Annotated in this window: 19 protein-coding genes and 2 pseudogenes; 11 read left to right on the plus strand and 10 right to left on the minus strand. The window is 63.2% G+C overall.

Going from position 1 to position 20,403, the window contains the following annotated elements:
• Together DEM27_RS32330 and DEM27_RS32335 are read right to left on the minus strand one after the other, a co-directional pair.
• Positions 1-140: pseudogene (locus DEM27_RS32330) on the minus strand (IS3 family transposase); the annotation flags it as partial.
• Between the two features lie 91 nt (positions 141-231).
• The gene (locus tag DEM27_RS32335; RefSeq protein ID WP_109462338.1) at positions 232-1,011 is read right to left on the minus strand and encodes an amidohydrolase family protein; all 780 of its coding nucleotides are present in this window, start codon (positions 1,009-1,011) and stop codon (positions 232-234) included.
• A 39-nt stretch (positions 1,012-1,050) separates the two neighbouring features.
• Between DEM27_RS32335 and DEM27_RS32340 the strand changes: the two genes are divergently transcribed.
• The 3 genes from DEM27_RS32340 to DEM27_RS32350 are packed head-to-tail and all read left to right on the plus strand — an operon-like array spanning position 1,051 to position 4,367.
• Positions 1,051-1,875, plus strand: a complete 825-nt coding sequence (locus DEM27_RS32340) for an ABC transporter permease (RefSeq protein WP_165823719.1) — start codon at positions 1,051-1,053, stop codon at positions 1,873-1,875.
• Between the two features lie 20 nt (positions 1,876-1,895).
• Positions 1,896-2,855, plus strand: a complete 960-nt coding sequence (locus DEM27_RS32345; protein WP_109462340.1) for a sugar ABC transporter substrate-binding protein — start codon at positions 1,896-1,898, stop codon at positions 2,853-2,855.
• An 18-nt stretch (positions 2,856-2,873) separates the two neighbouring features.
• Entirely contained in the window at positions 2,874-4,367 is a 1,494-nt protein-coding gene (locus DEM27_RS32350) for a sugar ABC transporter ATP-binding protein (RefSeq protein ID WP_165823720.1), read from the plus strand.
• Here DEM27_RS32350 and DEM27_RS32355 read toward each other — a convergent pair.
• The 8 genes from DEM27_RS32355 to DEM27_RS32400 form a co-directional block, all read right to left on the minus strand.
• Complete coding sequence (locus DEM27_RS32355) at positions 4,354-5,490, minus strand: hypothetical protein (RefSeq protein ID WP_109462342.1); 1,137 nt, start codon at positions 5,488-5,490, stop codon at positions 4,354-4,356. The two genes, DEM27_RS32350 and DEM27_RS32355, sit on opposite strands and share 14 nt — an antisense overlap.
• 620 nt (positions 5,491-6,110) lie before the next feature.
• Entirely contained in the window at positions 6,111-7,124 is a 1,014-nt protein-coding gene (locus DEM27_RS32370) for an ABC transporter ATP-binding protein (protein WP_109462344.1), read from the minus strand.
• Positions 7,121-8,089: an ABC transporter ATP-binding protein gene (locus DEM27_RS32375; RefSeq protein ID WP_109462345.1), complete on the minus strand. Its 969-nt coding sequence runs from the start codon at positions 8,087-8,089 to the stop codon at positions 7,121-7,123. The genes DEM27_RS32370 and DEM27_RS32375 overlap by 4 nt, the downstream gene beginning before the upstream one ends.
• A complete protein-coding gene (locus DEM27_RS32380) occupies positions 8,086-8,937 on the minus strand; it encodes an ABC transporter permease (protein WP_109462346.1) in 852 nt (283 codons plus the stop codon). The genes DEM27_RS32375 and DEM27_RS32380 overlap by 4 nt, the downstream gene beginning before the upstream one ends.
• Positions 8,934-9,473: an ABC transporter permease gene (locus tag DEM27_RS32385; RefSeq protein WP_337250490.1), complete on the minus strand. Its 540-nt coding sequence runs from the start codon at positions 9,471-9,473 to the stop codon at positions 8,934-8,936. The genes DEM27_RS32380 and DEM27_RS32385 overlap by 4 nt, the downstream gene beginning before the upstream one ends.
• Positions 9,474-9,848, minus strand: coding sequence for an ABC transporter permease (locus DEM27_RS32390; protein WP_109462348.1), 375 nt, complete (start codon positions 9,846-9,848; stop codon positions 9,474-9,476).
• 92 nt (positions 9,849-9,940) lie between these two features.
• Positions 9,941-11,455: an ABC transporter substrate-binding protein gene (locus tag DEM27_RS32395; RefSeq protein ID WP_109462349.1), complete on the minus strand. Its 1,515-nt coding sequence runs from the start codon at positions 11,453-11,455 to the stop codon at positions 9,941-9,943.
• Positions 11,456-11,606: 151 nt separating this feature from the next.
• A complete protein-coding gene (locus DEM27_RS32400; RefSeq protein ID WP_109462350.1) occupies positions 11,607-12,380 on the minus strand; it encodes a DeoR/GlpR family DNA-binding transcription regulator in 774 nt (257 codons plus the stop codon).
• Between the two features lie 135 nt (positions 12,381-12,515).
• Here DEM27_RS32400 and DEM27_RS32405 point away from each other — a divergent pair, with 135 nt between their 5' ends.
• From DEM27_RS32405 to DEM27_RS32440, 8 genes and pseudogenes are all read left to right on the plus strand, one after another.
• Complete coding sequence (locus DEM27_RS32405) at positions 12,516-13,643, plus strand: hypothetical protein (RefSeq protein WP_109462351.1); 1,128 nt, start codon at positions 12,516-12,518, stop codon at positions 13,641-13,643.
• A gap of 22 nt (positions 13,644-13,665) precedes the next feature.
• Positions 13,666-14,850, plus strand: a complete 1,185-nt coding sequence (locus tag DEM27_RS32410; RefSeq protein WP_165823721.1) for an SIS domain-containing protein — start codon at positions 13,666-13,668, stop codon at positions 14,848-14,850.
• Positions 14,851-14,855: 5 nt separating this feature from the next.
• Positions 14,856-15,770, plus strand: coding sequence for a carbohydrate kinase family protein (locus DEM27_RS32415; RefSeq protein ID WP_165823722.1), 915 nt, complete (start codon positions 14,856-14,858; stop codon positions 15,768-15,770).
• Positions 15,767-16,483: an aspartate/glutamate racemase family protein gene (locus DEM27_RS32420; RefSeq protein ID WP_109462354.1), complete on the plus strand. Its 717-nt coding sequence runs from the start codon at positions 15,767-15,769 to the stop codon at positions 16,481-16,483. Before DEM27_RS32415 ends, DEM27_RS32420 begins: the two co-directional genes overlap by 4 nt.
• A 27-nt stretch (positions 16,484-16,510) precedes the next feature.
• Positions 16,511-18,034, plus strand: coding sequence for an amidohydrolase family protein (locus DEM27_RS32425; protein ID WP_109462355.1), 1,524 nt, complete (start codon positions 16,511-16,513; stop codon positions 18,032-18,034).
• 21 nt (positions 18,035-18,055) lie between these two features.
• Complete coding sequence (locus tag DEM27_RS32430) at positions 18,056-18,937, plus strand: polysaccharide deacetylase family protein (protein WP_109462356.1); 882 nt, start codon at positions 18,056-18,058, stop codon at positions 18,935-18,937.
• Positions 18,938-18,961: 24 nt separating this feature from the next.
• Positions 18,962-19,147, plus strand: a pseudogene (locus DEM27_RS32435) (IS630 family transposase); the annotation flags it as partial.
• Between the two features lie 161 nt (positions 19,148-19,308).
• A protein-coding gene (locus tag DEM27_RS32440; RefSeq protein ID WP_245446282.1) for an IS630 family transposase occupies positions 19,309-20,267 on the plus strand; the annotation gives its coding sequence in 2 pieces (ribosomal slippage) (positions 19,309-19,644 and positions 19,647-20,267; 957 coding nt in all).
• Positions 20,268-20,403: the final 136 nt, after the last annotated feature.

The raw sequence follows: 20,403 nt of genomic DNA on the forward strand, positions 1-20,403 counted from the left end.
CCGAAAACGCCTGTCGCCCCCTCAAGGAGCTGGTCTTTCCACTGTTTGATCTGATTGGCATGCACGTCAAACTGCTGGGATAATTCCACCAACGTCTGCTCGCCTCGGATGGCGGCCAGCGCCACCTGGCGACGGCTCATCACACACCTCCATCATTCGACGAACGAATTGAATCATCAATAAATTCAGCCGTCTATAAATTTCCCCGCACAGGTCTCATAACGCTGACCGTCATGGAGAATGATGGGCTAATGTCCCCGACTTGAGCACCGCCATCGGCTGTCTTACCGCGCCGATGTCCTCAATAGGATTTCCCCGCAACGCGACGAGATCTGCCACCTTGCCGACCTCGATCGAGCCAGCTTGTACCATCCCGCACGCGCATGCGGCCACGACGGTTCCTGCGCACAAGGCCTCTCTGGCCGGCATGCCTAACTCCACAGCAAGCTGGAATTCCATAGCCGCCTCCTTGAGAGGATGGGTAGGACCGCCGATCAGGTCTGTGCCAAGCGCAAAGCGCACGCCGGCTCTCAACCCGAGCTTGAAATCGCGCTTCATGAAATGCCAGTGTCGTTCATAAACGTCGCGTTCCCATTGCGGATAATGGAAGGTCTCAAACGCCGCGCGATGGAAATGGATCTGTGAGAGCGTGGTGACGACGATCTTGCGCTCTGTCACCAGCCGGGTGCGGATCTCCTCGGAAATGCCGTAGCCGTGTTCGATCACATCGACGCCGCCGTCCAAGGCAAGCGTAACCGCGGCTTCGCCGATCGCATGCGCGCTGACCTTCATGCCGTTCCGGTGCGCTTCCTCGACGGCGGCCTTCACTTCGTTCAGCCCATAGGTGGTGACCTGCGCCAACGGATCGTCGCCCCAGGCGTGATAACGGTCGTGCACGCCGCCCTTCGACAGCCCGAGCTTGATGAAATCGGCGCCTTCGCGAACACGCTCCCGCACTGCCCGCCGCAGTCCGTCTGGCCCATCGACGAGTTCGCCACTTCGCTGCGCCATATCGAGAGGCGTGGCATTCGTATCCCAGGTGTCGCCAATGTGCTGCAGCGCAATTCGATTATCGGCATTGTCGCCTGCGGCATGCTGCTGATGATCATCACGGGTGGCTTCGACCTTTCGGTGGGCGCGGTTGGCGCCATGTCCTCGGTCGTCGCCGCAGCCGTGATCGTGCAATATTCCATGCCGCTCGGTATCGTGGTCGCCCTGTTGCTCGGCCTGCTCGTGGGCATCGTCAATGGTTTCTTCATCGCCAAGATCGGCATCAATCCCTTCGTCACGACGCTGGCGACACAGGTGCTGGTGACGGGCTTCATGTTCGTCGGCACTGCCGCGCAGCCGGTCTATGGCGTGCCGGAATCCTTCACTGTCCTCGGCCTGGGCCGTATCGGCCCGATCCCGATCCCAACCATTATCTTCGCCATCGTCGCGCTGGTGACCTGGGCAATCCTGCGCTTCACCACGCTCGGCCACTACATCTATATCGTCGGCGGCAACAAGACCGCCGCCCGCCTCGCTGGCGTCAATGTCGACCGCGTGCTGGTCACCACTTACGCACTGGGTGGCTTCTTCGCCGCCGTCGCCGGGATCGTCCTTCTCGGCCAAACCAATGTCGGTCAGCCCGCCAGCGCCGCCGACTGGCCGCTGACGGCCATCGCGGCGGTCGTGGTGGGCGGCGTGCCTCTCTCGGGCGGTGTCGGCCAGGTGTGGAGCGCCGTGCTCGGCACGTTGCTGCTGGGCATCATCGCCAATGCGCTCAACCTGCTCGGCGTCTCGCCATTCTGGCAGCCGGCGGTCACCGGCGCCGTCATTCTCGTGGCAGTGGGCCTCGACAGCTATCAACGCAAGCGGCGCGAACTGCGCTGAAACACTAGAGGAGGAAAGACATGACTGAGATTACACGCAGAGGCGTCCTTGTCGGCGCATCGAGCATTGCGCTGCTGGCCAGCGCCGGCTTGACCAAGGCCCAGGAAGGCAAGCGGGTCGGCTTCATGATCTGGAACACGTCGGTTCCGTTCTATTCCAACCTGATCAAGATGGCCAACGAGACCGCCCAGAAGCACGGCATCGCGCTCGATCTCCAGAGCGGCAATGGCGACCTCGCCACCCAGATCTCGATCGTCCAGCAGTTCATCACCCAGCAGGTCGACCTGATCATGATCGCGCCGAGCGACCCCAAAGGCATCGTCCCCGTGATCCGCCAGGCCAATGCCGCCAACATCCCGGTCATGGCCGTCAATACCAAGGCCGATGTCAGCAGCGGCGCCAAGGTCGTCACCTATGTCGGCGTCGACGACTTCGTCTTCGGCCAGAAGCAGGGCGAACTGGTTGCCCAGGTGGTCGGTGAGAAGGGCAAGATCGCCTACATCCTCGGCAAGCTCGGCACCTCGGCGCAGCTCGACCGCGAGGCCGGCCTGATGGATACGCTCAAGAAGCATCCCGGCATCGAGATCGTCGAGAAGCAGGCGGCCGACTGGGACAATTCCAAGGCGCTGGCGATCACCCAGGACTATCTCAGCAAATATGCCAATGGCGCGATCGCAGCCATCGTCGACCAGGGTCCGGAAGGCGTCAACGGCGCCAACTGGGCATCCGAGAACGGCCGCACCGACGTCAAGTTCATCATGGGCGACTATCCGGCCGACGTGCGCAACGCCATCATCAAGGGCACCGTCTTTGGTACCGTGAACCAGGATCCGGCGCCGCAGGGCACGACGGCGATCGAGGACGCCGTGCTGATCTTCACCGGCAAGGGTGACACGATCCCGACCCCGAACCACTATCTCGACCTGCCCATCATCACCAAGGACAATGTCGAGCAGTATCCCGCGGCCTGGGGCGGCTAACGAATGGAAAAAAAGTCGATGCTTCTGGAAATGCGCAACATCCGCAAGAGTTTTTCGGGCGTGACCGTTCTTCGCGGCGTCGACTTCTCGCTGAAAGCAGGCGAAATTCACGCTCTTGTCGGCCATAACGGCGCCGGCAAGAGCACACTCATGAAGGTGCTGGGCGGCAACTATCCGGACTACGAGGGCGAGGTCGTCCTCGCCGGCGAGGATGTCCGCCTCATCACGCCTAAGACGGCCCTCGCAAAGGGCATTGCCATCATCTACCAGGATTTTTCGCTGGTCCCGGAGCTGACGGTTGCCGACAATATCGCACTCGGTCGCGAGCCGTGCGGCGGCCTGCCCGGCACGATCGCACACGGCGCGCTTCGCAAGCGGTCCGAACGGGAAGCCCAGAAGCTCGGCATCAGGCTTCCCATGGATGTGCCGGTCCGCTCGCTCGGCGTCGGTGGTCAGCAGCTGACCGAAATCGTCCGCGCCTGCTCGCAGGATGTCCGCATTCTGGTCATGGACGAGCCGACGGCGCGCCTTGCCCCTGCGGAACGCGAGCTTCTCTTCTCGACGATGCGCCGTATGGCCGCCGAGCGCGGTGTCGGCATCGTCTACATCAGCCATTTCCTCGAGGAAGTCTGCCGGCTCTCCGACCGCGTCACCATCATGCGTGACGGCATGGTTGTCGAGACCGGCGTGGGCGCCGGCTACACCGTCGACTCCCTCGCCCATCTCCTGGTCGGCCACGACCTGCCGCAGCACGAGGCGATATCGCATGAGCTCAAGCTGCCACTCGGCGGCGAGGAAGCGCTGTCGGCGAGCCGTCTGACGGTCCACGGCCGCGCGCCGGTGGATCTGAGCGTCCGCAAAGGCGAAATCGTCGGTCTCGCCGGTCTCGTCGGATCGGGACGGACGAGACTGGCGCGCGCCCTGATCGGCGACATTAGCTGCCCAGGCGAGATCCGGATTGGCGGCAAGACCGTCCGGCGGCTCACACCCGAACGCGCGACCCGTCACGGCCTGGCGCTGGTGCCTGAGGATCGCAAGGCATCTGGCCTGGCGCTCGGGGCTTCGGTCGAAGCCAATATCGTGGTCAGCGCGCTCGGCAAGCTCCTTTCTCGGGCCGGTTTCGTCCGACCGGGCAGCCGGCCGCGATTGGCACTCGAGATGATCCGCCGCTTCGTCATCCGTCCGCCGGACCGCAAGAAGATCGTCGGCAATCTCAGTGGCGGCAATGCGCAGAAGGTGCTGCTCGCCCGTGCCGTGGCATCCCAGCCCATCGCAATGATCCTCGATCAGCCCACCGCCGGCGTCGATATCGGCGCCAAGGCGGAGCTGCACAATCAGATCCGCAATGCCGCGCAACAAGGCTCGGGCATCCTCGTCATCACCGATGATCTCGACGAGTTGCTGGATCTCAGCGACCGCATTCTCGTCATGACGTCGGGAACGCTCTCGGGCAATTACCCGAAGAGCGAAATGACCCGTGCACGCCTGCTGGCCGCCATCAGCCGTTCCTGAAGCCCTTGAGCGCCGCGATCATCGCCTGACCCTTTTCGGTGTTGCGTGCGTCCAGCAGGTCGGTCAGCGTAAAGACACAGGCGCCCTCGATCGGAGCATCTTCCATCGCCTCCAGCGCTGCGGCGAATTCATCGGCCGGGATATCCTCAGACCTGCCGCGTCCTGCGTGCATGCCCTCGAGATAGAGCGCCTTGGCCTGCAGCGTGCAAATCGCCTTCTGGCCGCTGCGTTTGACGATGTCGGCCGAGACGGCGGCGGGCCAGGTCTCGGGCTTTGCGAGGATCTGATGATAGGCCATGACCTCGAAAATATCGACGACGGATGCAAGCTTGGTCACATCCTGCCCAAAGATTTCCTCGACCGCATTATCGAAATCGCTGCGAAAGAACGGCAGCGTGTTGATCGAATATTGCAGCCCCGACTTGAACGGCGCCAACGCATTGCGGATTCGAGCGATGGCCCTGACGGTCTGATCGCATCTCCACGCCGTCCATGCACCACGATGTGCACCACGAACCGCGGCCGCTGCCTTTACCGGGTCCGTTGTCGGAATATCCAGCCCGCTATCAGTATTGAAGTGCGCGACGGTTTCGGCCGAGAAGCAATATTCCGGCTTCTCGGCGCGGTCGTCACCTTCGAGCCAGGTTTCCCAGAAGCCTGGCCAGCGGATGAAGCCGAGATGGATCGCATCGGGCTGCAGCGCTGCGACGCCCTTTTCCAAGAGGTCGATCTTGTGGGCGAGATTGGCTTCGCGGATCGGCGGCATGCCGACATACCAGTCCTGTTGCGTGCCGGACCTGCCCCACTGGTCGATGCCCAGTTGGTCGGGATGCACGGCCGAGAAAGTCGGGTCGAAGCAGATGTTCAGAACGGCGAAATAGGCGATGCCGCGCTCGGCAAGCCGCTTGCGGAACGCGATGTCGTTGAGGGCTTCGTAAGCCCGGCGGTCGGCGTCGGTCACGGTGCTGACGACGGCGGAATTCGGCATCGGCAGGTACTTGCTCTGCGCGATGACGTAGGTGATCCCCCAATCGGCAAGCAGGTCCGCCATCTGCTCGGCGCTCAGGCCATGCCTCAGGAACCAGTCATTGTCATAGATTTTTACACCGCGCCTGAGATCCAAGATGCCCTTCCCTTGTCGATGTAGCGTTCGTAGCCCGTGCAGCGCCCCGAGGCAAGAACAAGAAAATACCGACGAACGGCAGTGGATTCAGGCGAAGTTTCATGCGCAAAGCAAGAGCCCACGTTTTCCTGCTCGGCATCGCTAACCGCCAAGCTGGCGCCCTGCCGGTCCATCTCCGCCAGTCGAGTACCCTTATCATGCAAACAGTAAAAAAGGACGGACGGAGTCTGTTCCGCCATCGCAATTTTCAGCAAGTCTGCGAAGCTGGCCCATCCTGACCCCATACCAGCCGCCAGCTTTTCTCATCAATATCCGTTCCGTTGGTCGTGCGGTAAGCGGAGACCTTGAGGTGGATCGCGTCGACTTCCAGATGCCATTCGCCGAAAATCGATGCCTTTGAGAATTTCGAGGCGTCCCTCGGCGGTCGTGTAGGAATTGCTGACATTGCGGAGTGATAGCAGCATTGGACTCGAGTCGATCGATGAAGCGCTCACCTTTATAGGCGTAGGCGGCGGCGTTATAACCGCACATCGGTGTTCATGTTCATTGCGAGTTGGCGCAGCACCAATGTTCGAACGGGTCATTCGGTCCGCGCTATGGCTCCAGACGATTATTCCGGATCAGAAGCTTTGCTCATGATGGAGGAAACAGGCGACCGCCTGCTTGCCGTCGCCGCCCGTCGCCAACGCCGGATCGGATGTCTCGCAAATGGGCATGGCATGCGCACAGCGGCCACGGAAACGGCATCCCGATATTGTCGCGGCGGGCGATGGCGGTTCGCCCTGCAGCGTTGCGGCGGGTCGACTGCGCTCACGGACAGGGTCCGGTGATGGCACCGCCGCCAAAAGGGCCTGGGTGTAGGGGTGGAGCGGGTTGTCGAAGACGCTCTCCGGCGACCCTTCCTCGACGATCCGGCCGAGATACATTACCGCCACCCTGTCGGCGATATGACGGACCACGGCGAGATCGTGGCTGATGAAGAGATAGGTCAGCGCGAAACGCTCCTTGAGATCCTCGAACAGGTCAAGGATCTGGGCCTGAACGGAAATGTCGAGGGCCGAGATCGGTTCGTCGGCCACGACGAATTTCGGCCGGGCGATGACGGCACGCGCAATGGCGATGCGCTGGCGCTGGCCGCCGGAGAAAGCATGCGGATGGCGGGTGGCGACAGCCGGATCGAGGCCGACGATCTCAAGGATTTCGGCGACGCGGGCGCGGGCTTCCGCCTTGCTGGCAAGGCCATGCACGAGCAGCGGCTCGGCCAGCGTCTCGCCGATGCGCATGCGCGGATTGAGCGACGAGAACGGGTCCTGAAATACCATCTGCATATTGCGCCGCAGAGGGCGCAGCATCGGCTCGCCGAGCCCGGTGAGGTCAGAGCCGGCAAAGTGCACGGCACCCTCGCTCACATGTTCGAGACGCAGGAGCGCACGGCCCAATGTCGACTTGCCACAGCCGGACTCGCCGACAAGCGCGACCGCCTCGCCGGAACGGATCGCCAGGTCGATGCCGTCGACGGCGCGGACGGTGGTCGTGCTAAGTTGACCACGCCAGTTGCGCTGACGGGTTTGGTACTGAACCTTGAGGGCGACGGCCTCGGAGACCGGGAGTGCCGTGTCGGCGGGATGGGTCATGCTTGTTCTCCCGTCAGTCGCCAGCAGGCGGCGCGGACCCCCTCGTCCAGAGAGACGAGCGGCGGGGCAGCGGCGCACTTGTCGAAACGAACGGGACAGCGCGGCGCAAAGGCACACCCTGATATCGGCTGGTCCATGGCCGGTGGTGTGCCGGCAATGGCGCGCGCTCGCTTGCCGCGCGGCTGGTCGAGTCGGGCGATGGAGCCGAGAAGGCCTGCGGTATAGGGGTGGCGTGGCATGGCATAAAGCCGATCGACCGGCGCTTCCTCGACCACGGCTCCGGCATACATGACCATCACCCGGTCGGCGACGCGCGCCATCAACGCCAGGTCATGGGTTATCCACACGAGGCCCATGCCATTGGCCTGCTGGATATCGCGGATCAGCCGGACGATCTCGGCCTGCACGGTGACATCGAGCGCCGTAGTCGGCTCGTCAGCGATCAGCAGGTCGGGCCGGCCGGCGAGTGCTATGGCGATCATCACCCGCTGCCGCATGCCGCCGGAGAATTGATGCGGAAACTGGCTGGCGCGCCGCATGGGATCGGGCACACCCGTCCGCTCCAGCAGTTTCACCGCTTCGCCGCGTGCCGACTGCTTGTCGAGCCCGCGATGACGGATCAGGACTTCGCCGATCTGTTTGCCGACCGTCATCAGCGGATTGAGCGCTGCCAGCGGATCCTGAAAGATCAGGCCGACGCGGCGCCCCCGCAGGTCGCGCATCTGCCCATCCGATTTGGACAAGAGATCCTCGCCATCGAATTCCAGCCGATCGGCGGCGACATTTGCCTGCCGTTTCGGATGCAGTCCGAGCACCGCCAGCATGGTCGTGCTTTTGCCCGAACCGGATTCGCCGACAACGCCGAGCGTCTCGCCGGGCGCCACGCTGAAGGACACACCGCGCACGGCATGCAACGGCCCGAAACGCACGTCGAGGTCTTTTACATCGAGAAGGGGACGGCTCATCGGGCGCTCCTCGGATCGAGGCGATCGCGCAGCCAGTCGCCGAACAGATTGACGCCAAGCACGGTCAGCGCGATGGCGAGGCCGGGGAAGGTTGCGATCCACCATGCCTTCTGCAGATAGTCGCGGCCATCATTGAGCATCGCGCCCCAGGAGGGGATCGAGGGATCGATGCCGACGCCGAGGAAGCTCAACGCCGCCTGCGTCAGGATCGCCTGCGCGGTGGAGAAGCTCGCGACGACGATGATCGGCGCGGTGGAATTGGCGAAGATATAGCGCCAGAGGGTGCGTGGAGTACCGACACCGACCGCGCGGGCCGCGAGCACATAATCCTGCACCTTCACGGTCAGCACCTGGGCGCGCACCACGCGGGCGTAATTGACCCAGGTCGCGAGCGCCAGCACGATCACCACCGCATAGAAGCCACCACCCAAAGTGCCGAGCAGGAAGATCGCCAGCAGTGTGAAGGGAAAGGCGAGCTGGACATCGACGAACCAAGAGATCACGCCATCAACCTTGCCGCCGAAATAGCCGGCAAGAATGCCCATGAGGCTGCCGATCACTGCGCCCAGCAATGCCGCGGCCGTGCCCACGGCGAGCGAGATGCGGCTGCCGTAGATCAGGCGCGAGAAAATGTCGCGTCCGAGATTATCGGTTCCCATCAGGTGCTTGATCGAACCGCCATCGACGAAGAAGGGCGGGGCGAGGCGCGCGCGCAGGTCGATCTGGCTCGCCGTGACGGGCGCGATGAGCGGCGCGAACACGGCGATCGCCACTGCCGTGAGGATGATCGTAGCGCCGATGATACCGACCGAATTGCGAAGGAGAAAACGACTGGAGAGAGCGCTCATGTGTTTCTGACCCGGGGATCGATCCGATGATAGAGCCAGTCGACGAAGAGATTGATGGCGACGAAGCAGAAGGCGGAGACCAGCACCGTGCCCTGAAGCAGCGGGAAATCGCGCGACGAAACCGCGCCGATGGCGAGCCGCCCGATGCCGGGCCAGGCAAAAATCGCCTCGATCACCACGGCGGACGAGATCAGATCGCCGAGCTCGAGGCCGGCCATGGTAACGACCGGCAGCAGCGCGTTGCGAAGCGCATGAACCCAGACGATCCGGCTCTCGAACAGTCCTTTGGCGCGGGCCGTGCGAATGAAATCGGCATTGAGCACCTCGATCATGCCGGATCGGACGAGCCGACAGAGGCGCGCGGTTGATTGCATCGAAAGGGTCAGCGCCGGCAGGACCAGCGAGCTCGCCTGATCCGACCCGGAAACCGGGAAGAACTGCCAGGTCACGGCGAAGATCAGAATCAGCATCAGGCCTAGCCAGAAGGCCGGTACCGCAAGACCGATCATGGTGAAGACGGTAATCGCCGCATCGATCTACGTGTTGCGATAGAGCGCCGCGAGCACGCCGAGCGTCACCGACAGTACGAGCGCGATGGCGAAAGAGGCGCATGCCAGAAGAAAAGTGTTGGACAGGCGGTCGGCGACGAGGCTGACGACGCTCTGGTTATAGACGAAGGACTGGCCGAGATCGCCCTGCAGAGCGCGCCAGAGGAAAAGGCCGTATTGCACCAGCACCGGCTGGTCGAGGCCGAGATGGCGGGTCAGCGCCTCGCGCGCTTCTTCCGTCGCATTCGGCTTGACGAGAAGCGAGACCGGATCCCCGGTCGATTGCGCGACCAGGAACGTGGCGAAACTGACCCCGAGAAGGACAAGGATGGCTCTGATGAGCCGTTTCGAGAGGTAGTTCAATGCTCTTGTCTCCAACAGGGCCGCAGCCTTGGCGCTCCGTCAGGGTGGTGGGGCCATCGGGAGCCGGCCCCACCTCATGGGTATGATGCCGGTCAGCCGGTGAGCTTGGCGCGATACATCTCGACATAGTCGTCGGGACGGACCGGAAAGTCGAGGCGGTTGCTGACGCCGTAGATCGCCGGCAAGTACCAGAGATAGATCCAGGGGCAATCGTCCCAGATCATGGTTTCGGCTTCCGTCAGCAGCTTCTGTCGTTCGCCGTCATCGAGCGTCACCGACGCCTTCTTCACCAGCGCATCATAGTCCGGGTTGTTGTAGCCGTTGGAATTGTCGACGGCATCCGATGTCAGGATGACCAGCTCGACCGACGGATTGATCAGCGACGCCCAGCCATAATAATAAATGCCGTTGAACGCCTTAGCGCGGATCATCTCGACGAATTTGCCGGGCTCGTAGGCCTCGATCTTCGGCTTCAAGCCGATGGCTTCGAGATAGGCGGCGACGGTTTCGGAGGCTTCCTTGGCGGCCGGATAGCGGCCATAGGCGATCGGGATCTCGAAGTCGGTGAAGCCGGCTTCGGCCAGCAGCGCCTTTGCCTTTTCCGGATCGTAGTCGAAGGGCTTGAGGTCCGGATTGTTGTTCGGTGGATTGACGATCGAGACGATCGGCTTGGTTTGGCCGCCAAGCAGCGTTTCGACCATGGTCTTGACGTCGACGGCGTAGTTCAGCGCCTGACGGACGCGCTTGTCCTTGAGCGGCTCGATGCCGTTGCAGGAAATGCCCATATGCATCTTGCGCAGGCCGGCGACGGCCACGGCCTTGGACTTGTCGGAATTCGCCTCTTCGGCAGTATCCGGGGTGAGGCCGACGGCGAGATCGACGCTGCCCGCTTTCAGCTCGTTGATGCGCGAGGAGAGTTCGGGGATGTCGCGAAAGATGACGTCCTTGATCGCCGGCTCGCCGTTCCAGTGGCCGGGATTGGCCTTGAGCACGACGCGATCGCCCTGCTTCCACTCGGTGACGACATAGGGGCCGGAGCCGATCGGCTTGGCGCCCACGACATCCGGCGACGTGTCCTTGAGATAGGCCGGGGCGCCGATGAAGCCTTCCTCCAGCCAGTAGAGCATGTTGATGGTCGGCGCGCTGGTGACGAGGTCGATCGTCAGCGGGTCGACGATCTCGATCGCCGTCAGGCCCGTCTGTGGCCACAGCTGGCTTTCGCCGTTGAAGGGCGAAATGTTCATGCGCTCGAAATTGTACTTCACCGCGGCGGCATCGAATTTCTCGCCATTGGTGAAAGTCACGCCGTCGCGCAGCTTGAAGCGCCAGCGCGTAGGCTCGACCTGTTCCCAGGACAGAGCAAGGCGCGGCTCATGCGTGCCGTCGGCATTGCGGCGAACCAGGCTGTCGAACACCGACCAGACCACGCTGCCGATCGGATGGTTGTTGCGGATGAGATGCGGATCGAGCGTCGAAACGTCGTCTTCCGAGGCGATCACGACCGGCCCGCTCTGCGCGAATACGCCACGAGGCATGCTCATGAGCGCGGCAAGCGCCACGGCGCCCCGCCCAAGCTGTCGTCTGGTGAGAATTGGCCCTGATTTCATCTTGCTGTTCCGTATTTTTTGTTGCTGACAGTGAAGGCTTGCGCCTTTTCCCTATTTTGGCAATGGAATTTTTTCGAAAGTTTCTTGCTTCGATCATTCAACATGCAAAATCCTGCATAAAAAAGCATCACCCGACGATCCGCGCTGCCTGTCAGGCCGCCAGCACCTGAAGCCCTTTGGCCTCGAAGGAGGCGACCGTCTCGGGCGCCACATCGCTATCGGTGACCAGCAGGTCGACCATCGAGAGCTCGGCCACGCGGGCGCTGCCGACATGGCCGAACTTGCTGTGGTCGGCCAGAATGACGCAACGGCTGGCCGCGGCGATCATAGCCTTCTCAACCTCCGCCTCCTCCCAGCTGCCTGTCGTGAAGCCCTTGTCGAGATCGATCCCCGTGCAGGAGACGTAGGCGGTGTCGGCGTTCAGCTGGCCGATCACCAGCGTCGAGAACGGCGCGGTGAGCGACCGCTGCATCCCGCGCAGCGTACCGCCCGTGACCACCACGCGAATGCCCGGATGCTCGGCGAGAACCAGCGCGACATCGAGCGCATTGGTAACAACTGCTACGTCATTCAAAGACCTGGACAAGGCACGAGCGAAAGCGAGCGCGGTGCTGCCGGCATCGATCATGATGGTCTCGCCGTCGCGCACCAGGGTCGCGGCAAGCTTGGCGATCCGCTCCTTCTCCTCGGTGAAAGCCTGGCTTGCAAGATGCAGCGGCCGCTCGAAACGGGCTGCCCGAACCGCCAGCGCGCCGCCGCGAATGCGCCTCAGCACCTGCTGCCGTTCGAGCTGTTCCAGGTCGTTGCGGATGGTGACGACGGAGACCCGGAGACTGTCGGAGAGGTGCATCACCGAAACTTTTCCGTCAGCCTCCAGCACCTCCAGAATCCGCTGGTGACGCTGCATGGCATTCAATGCCGTCATCAAAAACTCCTCCGAACGAAACTGCCCAAAATTTAATGTCAAATTTTTCAACTTATCGCTATCGAAATTTTTCGAAATTTTTTCTTGCACAAGAAAGGGACAACCGGCAGCCTCTAGATATTCAGGAGTACGACAATGCCAACGACAACCAAAGACCAGCCCCATATGCTGGTCGACATCCTCCGGCAGGGCGAGGCCCTTGCGCAGCTTCTCGATCGCTATGACAATTTCGCCGCCATCGGCGCCGAGCATCTGACGCCCGGTCCGGGCGGCCAGCTCGCCGCCTTCGGTTGCGGCGACGGTTGGTTTGCCGCCCGCGCCGTCGGCGCCGTCTCGGCCGCGGCCTACGATCTGGCCGTGGAAGGCGTCACCAGCCTCGACTATCTGCTGTCCGAGAGCCGCAAGCCGGGACCGGAGGACCGCGCCGTCGCGATTTCCATGTCCGGAACCGTGGATCGTACCATCGCGGCCGCCCAGCGGATCAAGACCGCCGGCGGTCGATATGTCGCCCTGACCAATGAGGACGGCGCGGCCATGGGCGCTGCGGCCAATGCCGTTGCCTCGCTCAAGATCGACGACATCGCACCTTTCCTGACCGGCACGACCCGCTACAGCGGCACCATTCTCGGCATGATGATGCTGATCGAAGGCGCGGCCCGCGCTGCCGGGCGCTCGCCCAAGGTCAGCTGCCGAGGCCCCGAAATGGCAGCGCTTCTCACCCGGACGATCCCGGAGAGCCTGGAGATCTGCCAGAAGACCCTGCCTGCAATCTGCGCCGAAGTGCTTGGCCAGGGACTGGGTGGCGTGAGAGTGCTCGGTGTCGGCTGCGACTGGGCGACCGCCGACTATGGCGCGGCCAAGCTCGTCAAGGTCGTGCAGGCACCGGTCTGGGCCAGCGAGATCGAGGAATTCGCGCACAGCCTGTTCTGGTCAAGCCGCAAGGACGAGCTCGTCGTGCTGATCGCCTCGACGCCCGAGGTGGCGAAGCTTGCCTCCAATACGGCGGGCGCGCTCGCTCATGCCGGCATGCGGACGCTCGCCATCGAGACATCCGGCCATGCCGTGGAAGGTGCGACCTACCGGTTGAGCCTGCCGGCGACGCCGGCGTGGCTGGCACCGCTTCTCGTGCCCGCGCCGCTGCAGATGCTCTCCTACGCACTGGCCGTGGAAAGCGGCTTCGACCCCAATGTCAGCCAGGACAAGGCCGATCCCGGCCGTTTCCTCGCCGCCCAGCTGCTCAGCCGCCGCTGCGAACTCGTCTGAACAGGAATTGGAAATCGCGGCCATGAGCCAGTCATATGTAACACCGCTTCTGCATCCCGACTCCCCGCTCGACGAAAAGGCGCGGGCGCTCGTCGAAATGCTGTTCGAGAAGGAAGCGCGCCTGATGGACGCGCTGCCGACCGACGATCCGCTCGACGAGAAGCGCAAGCGCCGCGTCGAGCTGACGCGGGTCGAGATCCTCGGCCAGGCCGAGGCGATCCGCAACACGATCCGCGAGGCGCGCGCCGAGACCATCGAGACCGCGAAACATTTCGCTGGTCAGGGCATCAAGCGCATCATCATGACGGGCTGCGGCGACTCGCTCGCCGTCATGTTCGGCGTGCGCGATATTTTCGAGATGCTGCTCGGCATTCCCGCCGAACCAATCCAGGCGCTCGACTATGCCTATTATGCCAGCCGCACGACGGGGCCGGATACGCTGGTCATCACGCTGAGCTCCTCCGGCATGACCACGCGCACGGTCGAGGCGATGCTGATCGCGCGCTCGCTCGGGGCCAAGACGCTGGCGCTCAGCAACACGCCGGGTTCGGCGCTGATGACCGAGTCCGACCGCGGCCTGATGATCCGCGCCGAGCGCAAGGGCTGGCCGACGCAGGCAAGCACGGCGGCGATAGCGCTTCTCGCGCAATTCGCGATCGACTGGGCGCGCGCCGCCAATCCTGACGATGGCAGGGTCGAGGGCCTTCAAGCCGCATTCGACGCCGCGCCGGACCAGATGGCCGAGGTCACGGAGACACTCGAGCCGGCAATCGTCGAGATCGCCAAACGCGAAGCCGACCGCGGCTTCTATCTCTATGCCGCCGGCGGCCCGGCTTTTGCCTCGGCCATGTTCGGCTCGGCCAAGGTCAAGGAATGTTCGCCCGACCAGGGGCTCGCCATTCCGCTCGAGGAGTTCCATCACTACAATTCGCAGAAGGAAGGCGACCCGCTGTTCCTGATTGCGCCCGATGGTCCCTCGATCTTCCGCGCACGGGACACGGCCTTCGAAGGCAAGCGCTGGAAGGGAAGGATCTACAGCATCGTGACCGGCGAACAGGCGATTCTCGACGCATATTCCGACGCAGTGCTCCGGCTGCCGGCCGTGCCGGAATGCCTGTCCGCACTGGTCTACAGCGTGCCGGTACAGCTCTTCGCCCATCATGTCGCGATGGAGAAATTCCGCCGCGCCGAACAGGGCCGGGGATGACCCAGATGAATGATCCGCGCCTTGTCTGCCTCGGCAATCTGACGATCGACGACGTCGTCCTGCCCGATGGCAGCGAGCGCCCCGGATGCACCGGCGGCGATGCGCTCTATGCCTGCTTCGCCGCGCGGCTTTTCGAGCCGCGGACGGAGATGGTGGCGCCCGTCGGCTCCGACTGGCCTGCCTCCACCAGCTTGCAGATCCGCACGGCGGGCTTGTCCGAGGCCGGATTGCCGCCGCGCGACATTCCTTCGCTGCACAATCGTGTTGCCTATGATGCCGACGGCGGTCGCATCTGGACGCTGTTCAACGGTGATGATGCGTTCCACACCCTCTCGCCGACGGTCGCCGATATTCCGCAGTCCTTCCTCAAGGCCGAGATTTTTCTGATCCTCGCCATGACGCTCGAAGCGCAGGTCGACCTCGTCGCCGGCCTGAAAGACCGCCCCGGAAGTCTCGTGGCGCTCGACATGCAGGAGGATTACATCCGCGGCAACGAACAGGTGCTGCGAAACCTGATCGGTCGGTGCGACATCTTCATGCCGAGCGCCGACGAAGCGCAGCAGCTGCTCGGACATCAGGATTGGGACGCCGCGGCCCGCACCTTCGCCGATCTCGGTCCGCAGGTCGTCGTGCTCAAGCTCGGGGGGGACGGCGTGCTCGTCCACGACCGGGCCGCGGATCGGATGATCCGGGTCCCGCCCTTTCCCGGACAGGTCGTGGACACGACCGGCGCCGGCGACAGCTTCTGTGGCGGTTTTCTTGCAGCGCTCCTGCAGGACAGGGGCGATCTTGAGAGCGCAGCGCGTGCAGGGGCGGTGGCGGCGGCCTTCGCCGTGTCGGATTACGGGGCGGATCCGATGTTCAAGGCCGAGCCGGGCGAAGCCCGCCGACGGCTCCAGGCATGGCGAGACGCGCCATGAAAATCTGCATCATCAATCCCAACACGACTGCCGCCTTCACCACACGCCTGTTGCAAAGCGCGCGTGCCATCGCCGCTCCCGGCACGGACGTGATCGCCGTCCAGCCCGGCATTGGCGCGGCCTCGATCGAAAGCCATGCCGAGGAGGCGCTTGGCGCGCTCGGTGTCATGCAGATGGTCGCCGAGCGCGAGAAGACCGGCGTCGATGCCTATGTCATCGCCTGCTTCGGCGATACGGGCCTGCACCAGGCGCGCGAGATGGCGCGCGGCCCCGTTGTCGGCATGACCGAGGCGGCGCTGCAGGCGGCATCGCTGGTCGCGCATCGCTTCTCCATCGTCACGCTGCCGCCGCGCACCCGCGCCCACTCGCTGAGGGTGTTGCAGGATACCGGGCTCTCGCATCGCTGCACCGTGCGTGCGGTGGAAGTGCCGGTGCTCGATCTCGAAGACGACGTGGCGGCGAGCGGCCCGATCATCGAGGCCGAGGCGCGGCTGGCGATCGAGCAGGATCATGCGGAAGCCATCATCCTCGGCTGCGCCGGCCTCTCGGATCTCGTCGAGCCCCTGAGCCGGAAGCTCGGTATGCCTGTGATCGATGGCGTCATGGTGGGCCTGAAATTCGCCGAGGGTCTGGTGGCAGCCGGTCTCCGCACGTCGAAGCGCTCGACCTACGATTATCCTCCTGCTGGCTTCAGCCTGCCGAAGCTGTCCTAGCTATTGCCCGAGAAAAGGTATCGACGCATGTCCGTGCTGTTCCGTAACGTCCTGGTCTACGACGACAGCCATCCCGACGGCGCGTCCGGCCCGACCTCGGTGCTCGTCACCGGCGACAGGATCGCCGCCATCGGCGACGACCTCGCGGCGGTAACGCCCGCCGATGCGCAGGTGATCGATGGCAAGGGCGACCTGCTCGTTCCCGGCCTCGTCAACGCCCATTTCCATTCGCCGGTCAATCACATGAAGGGCATGCTGCCGAGCCTGCCGCTCGAGATCTTCATGCTCTACGAGTCGCCCGATCTGGAGACGCTGCGTCCCTCGCCGCGCGAGGCCTATGTGCGCACCATGCTGGCGGCGATGGAAATGTTGAAGACCGGCACGACGTCAGTGCAGGACGACGCCTTCTTCGTACCGTACCCGACGCCCGAAGTGATCGATGCCGTCATGCAGGCCTATCGCGATGTCGGCATTCGCGCCACCGTGGCGCTCGACCAGCCGGAACTGGCCGAGCTCGACAAGCTGCCTTTCCTCGCTAATCTATTGCCCACGGACATGCAGGCCGAACTCGCCGATCCGCCGGTCTTCGGGCGTGCGCGGCTGCTGGACAGCTATCGCCATCTGATCGAGACCTGGCACGGCGCCGAAGGCGGCCGCCTCTCGGCCGCGGTTTCCTGCTCGGCGCCGCAGCGCATTTCGCCCGACTATATGGGCGCGCTCGACGATCTCAGCCGGAAACATGACCTGCCCTATTATGTCCATATGCTGGAGACGAAGCTGCAACGAGTGCTGGCATTCGAGCAGCCACGCTTCGCCGGCCGTTCGTTGGTGCGCTACACCGCCGACCTCGGCCTTCTGTCGGAGCGGATGAACATCATCCACGCGATCTGGATGGACGATGTCGACTACGACCTGATCGCCGCTTCGGGGGCGAGTGTCGCTCACAATCCGATCAGCAATCTCCGCCTCGGCTCGGGCGTCATGCCGTTCCGCAAGCTGCGCGACCGCGGGATCAACATCTGCCTCGGCACAGACGAGGCGATCGCCGACGACGCGGTCAATATGTGGGGCGTCGCGAAGCAGGCGGCGCTGATCCACACGATCGGCGATCCTGATTACAAGCGCTGGCCGGATGCCGACGAGATCCTCGATTGCCTGTTCCGCGGTGGCGCCGGCGCGATGCGGCGCGGCGACAGCCTCGGCGCGATCGAAGTCGGGCGGCTGGCGGACCTGGCACTGATCGATCTCGATACGGCAGCGTTCACGCCGCTCAACAATATCAGGCGGCAGCTGGTGTTCTGCGAGAATGGCAGCGGCGTGCGCCAGACCGTCGTCGCCGGCCGTATCGTTTATGACGGCGAAAAGCTGACGACGGTCGATGAGCGCGCGCTCCGCGCCGAGGCGCGGGCGATCTTCGCCGAGCGCAAGGCGGCGCTGAATGCCGCCCGCGACGAAGCCGCGCGCTGGCTGCCGCATTACGATGCGATGGTCGCCAGGGCCGCCGCCCGGGATGTCGGCTTCAACCGCTGGCTTGGCTATAGCGGCAACTGACCCGAGACGAAGGAGATCGCAATGCTTCCGACCCATGGCCGCTACGAGTTCAGGCCGATCACCCAACGTCCCGATTTCCGCTGGCCCGACGGCAATGGCCTGGCGCTCTATGTCGCCTTCGGCGTCGAGGAATATTGCTTCGGCGAAGGCATGACCGAGGACCTCATGCCCGGCGCCAGCAAGCCCGACATGGTCAACACCTCCTGGCGCGACTATGGCAATCGCGTCGGCGGCTTCCGGCTGATCGACCGCTTCGCGTCACGCGGCATCCGGCCGGCCATGCTGCTCAACACCGAAGTCTACGACCACGCCCCGGCCCTGATGGACGCGGCGCATGAGGCCGGCATCGAGATGGTTGGCCATGGGCTGACCAATTCCGACACGCTGGCCGGCATGAGCCTGCAGGCGGAACTGGCCTATATGAAAGCGGTGCAGGCGAAGATCACTGAGAAGCAGGGTTTTCCCGCACGTGGCTGGTCGAGTCCCTGGCTGGCCCATACCGAGAACACGATCGACCTGCTGCCAGAGGCCGGTTTCAGCTATCTGCTCGATCTCCGCATGGACGACCAGCCGGTGCACCTGAAAAGCAAGGGTGGATCGCTGCTGGCACTACCCTATGCGCTGGAGCTCAACGACAGCACCACGATGATCGGCCGCCAGACGACGGCGCGGGACTTCGCGCAGATGATTGTCGACGAATTCGACGAGATGCGGATCGCCGCTCGAAGCCAGCCTTTGGTGATGAGCATCGTGGTGCATAGTTTCATATCCGGCCAGCCTTTCCGGCTGGCGTCGCTGACCGCGGCGCTTGATCACATCGTCTCGCATCGGGACGAGGTGTGGCTTGCGCAGCCCGGGGAGATCGAGGCTTTTGTCAGAGGCGATTCCCGACGCCTAATCTGAGTGCACGACTGAGCCCGCAAATGTTGTCGGGTGATGGCGGATCGGTTCGACATTGCGGTCTCCTCTGTGGTGACGTGGTTGCAGCGCCATCGCGCAACTGGTAGCGTCTCGCCTGGCAAGTTGGGCGGCCATCGCCGGCGAATATTGGAGCCGCACCGCGCTCTCATCATCGTGCGGATCGGCGAAGTTATCGGCAGGGAGAAAGACGAGTTCTATCTGAACACGCTCATTGACACGTTCGATGATGTCAATTGACGTGCTCCCCTGATTGTCCGCGTTTAAGTTAGAGTAAATCCATCGATCAATGAATCAATCGTGATGTGACTGGGCGATCCGAAGGTGATTCAACCTCCACAGCGAGGAGGTGAATGATGGCGCGGGCACTGGATGATGACCTTCGATTGCGATTGTTGAAAGCGTCGGCTTCTGGCATGTCTGCCCGGCAGGCGGCGGCTCGCTTTGAGGTTGGCGTTTCGAAGGCGATCCGCTGGATCGCAAGAGCGAAAGACGGTGAGCCAAGCTCCCGACCGCAAGGTTGGAGGCGACCATCGGCACTGGATGCACACGAGGCATTCGTCATCGAACTGATTGAAGAGCGCAAGGACGTGACGCTCGACGAAATGGTCGTGCTCTTGTTTGCCGAACGGCGGGTTAAGATCAGCCGAAGCGCCGTTGGTGCATGGCTGCGCGGCCGCGGCTGGACGTTTAAAAAAAGTCCGCACATGCACTGGAGCAAGCCCGGCCGGATGTCCTGAAGCGCCGGCGCGCCTGGTTCGATGGCCAACTCGATCTGGATCCGGAAAGGCTGGTCTTTATCGACGAGACCGGACTTTCGACGAAGATGGCACGTCTGCGCGGACGTGCACTGCGCGGCGAGCGTTGCCGGGCCGGCGTGCCGCATGGTCACTGGAAAACAACGACTTTCACCGGAGCGCTACGCCTCACTGGAATGACCGCACCGTTCGTCTACGATGGCGCGATGAACGGCCGCGTCTTTCTGGCCTATGTGAGCCAAGTGTTGCTGCCGACGCTTCGTGCGGGAGATATCGTGGTCATGGACAACTTGCCGGCACACAAATCATCCGCTGTGCGCGATGCCATCGAACAGATCGGCGCAAAGCTCATGTTCCTCCCGCCCTATAGTCCAGACTTTAACCCCATAGAGAACGCATTCTCCAAGCTGAAAGCCATGCTGCGAGGCCGGGCAGAAAGAACGATAGACGCTCTGTGGAAGGCGGTGGGCACGCTGCTGCCACGCTTCACGCCAGCGGAATGTACGAACTACTTCAGGGCCGCAGGATATGACCGGATTGAACAGGATTTGCTCTAAGGAGACCTGTGCGCGGAAATTTATAGACGGCTGAATTTATTGATGATTCAATTCGTTCGTCGAATGATGGAGGTGTGTGATGAGCCGTCGCCAGATTGGTCAGGAAGCATTCGGGTTTGCAGTTGATCGGTCCGGC

Origin of the sequence: Rhizobium album (assembly GCF_003122325.1) — a bacterium.
Classification (GTDB): domain Bacteria; phylum Pseudomonadota; class Alphaproteobacteria; order Rhizobiales; family Rhizobiaceae; genus Metarhizobium; species Metarhizobium album.

Excerpts from the sequence above, each read along its gene's own strand:
- DEM27_RS32335 (WP_109462338.1), bottom strand. The coding sequence starts at position 1,011 with ATGGCGCAGCGAAGTGGCGAACTCGTCGATGGGCCAGACGGACTGCGG.
- DEM27_RS32345 (WP_109462340.1), top strand. The coding sequence starts at position 1,896 with ATGACTGAGATTACACGCAGAGGCGTCCTTGTCGGCGCATCGAGCATT.
- DEM27_RS32350 (WP_165823720.1), top strand. The coding sequence starts at position 2,874 with ATGCTTCTGGAAATGCGCAACATCCGCAAGAGTTTTTCGGGCGTGACC.
- DEM27_RS32370 (WP_109462344.1), bottom strand. The coding sequence starts at position 7,124 with ATGACCCATCCCGCCGACACGGCACTCCCGGTCTCCGAGGCCGTCGCC.
- DEM27_RS32375 (WP_109462345.1), bottom strand. The coding sequence starts at position 8,089 with ATGAGCCGTCCCCTTCTCGATGTAAAAGACCTCGACGTGCGTTTCGGG.
- DEM27_RS32380 (WP_109462346.1), bottom strand. The coding sequence starts at position 8,937 with ATGAGCGCTCTCTCCAGTCGTTTTCTCCTTCGCAATTCGGTCGGTATC.
- DEM27_RS32395 (WP_109462349.1), bottom strand. The coding sequence starts at position 11,455 with ATGAAATCAGGGCCAATTCTCACCAGACGACAGCTTGGGCGGGGCGCC.
- DEM27_RS32400 (WP_109462350.1), bottom strand. The coding sequence starts at position 12,380 with ATGACGGCATTGAATGCCATGCAGCGTCACCAGCGGATTCTGGAGGTG.
- DEM27_RS32405 (WP_109462351.1), top strand. The coding sequence starts at position 12,516 with ATGCCAACGACAACCAAAGACCAGCCCCATATGCTGGTCGACATCCTC.
- DEM27_RS32410 (WP_165823721.1), top strand. The coding sequence starts at position 13,666 with ATGAGCCAGTCATATGTAACACCGCTTCTGCATCCCGACTCCCCGCTC.
- DEM27_RS32415 (WP_165823722.1), top strand. The coding sequence starts at position 14,856 with ATGAATGATCCGCGCCTTGTCTGCCTCGGCAATCTGACGATCGACGAC.
- DEM27_RS32420 (WP_109462354.1), top strand. The coding sequence starts at position 15,767 with ATGAAAATCTGCATCATCAATCCCAACACGACTGCCGCCTTCACCACA.
- DEM27_RS32425 (WP_109462355.1), top strand. The coding sequence starts at position 16,511 with ATGTCCGTGCTGTTCCGTAACGTCCTGGTCTACGACGACAGCCATCCC.
- DEM27_RS32430 (WP_109462356.1), top strand. The coding sequence starts at position 18,056 with ATGCTTCCGACCCATGGCCGCTACGAGTTCAGGCCGATCACCCAACGT.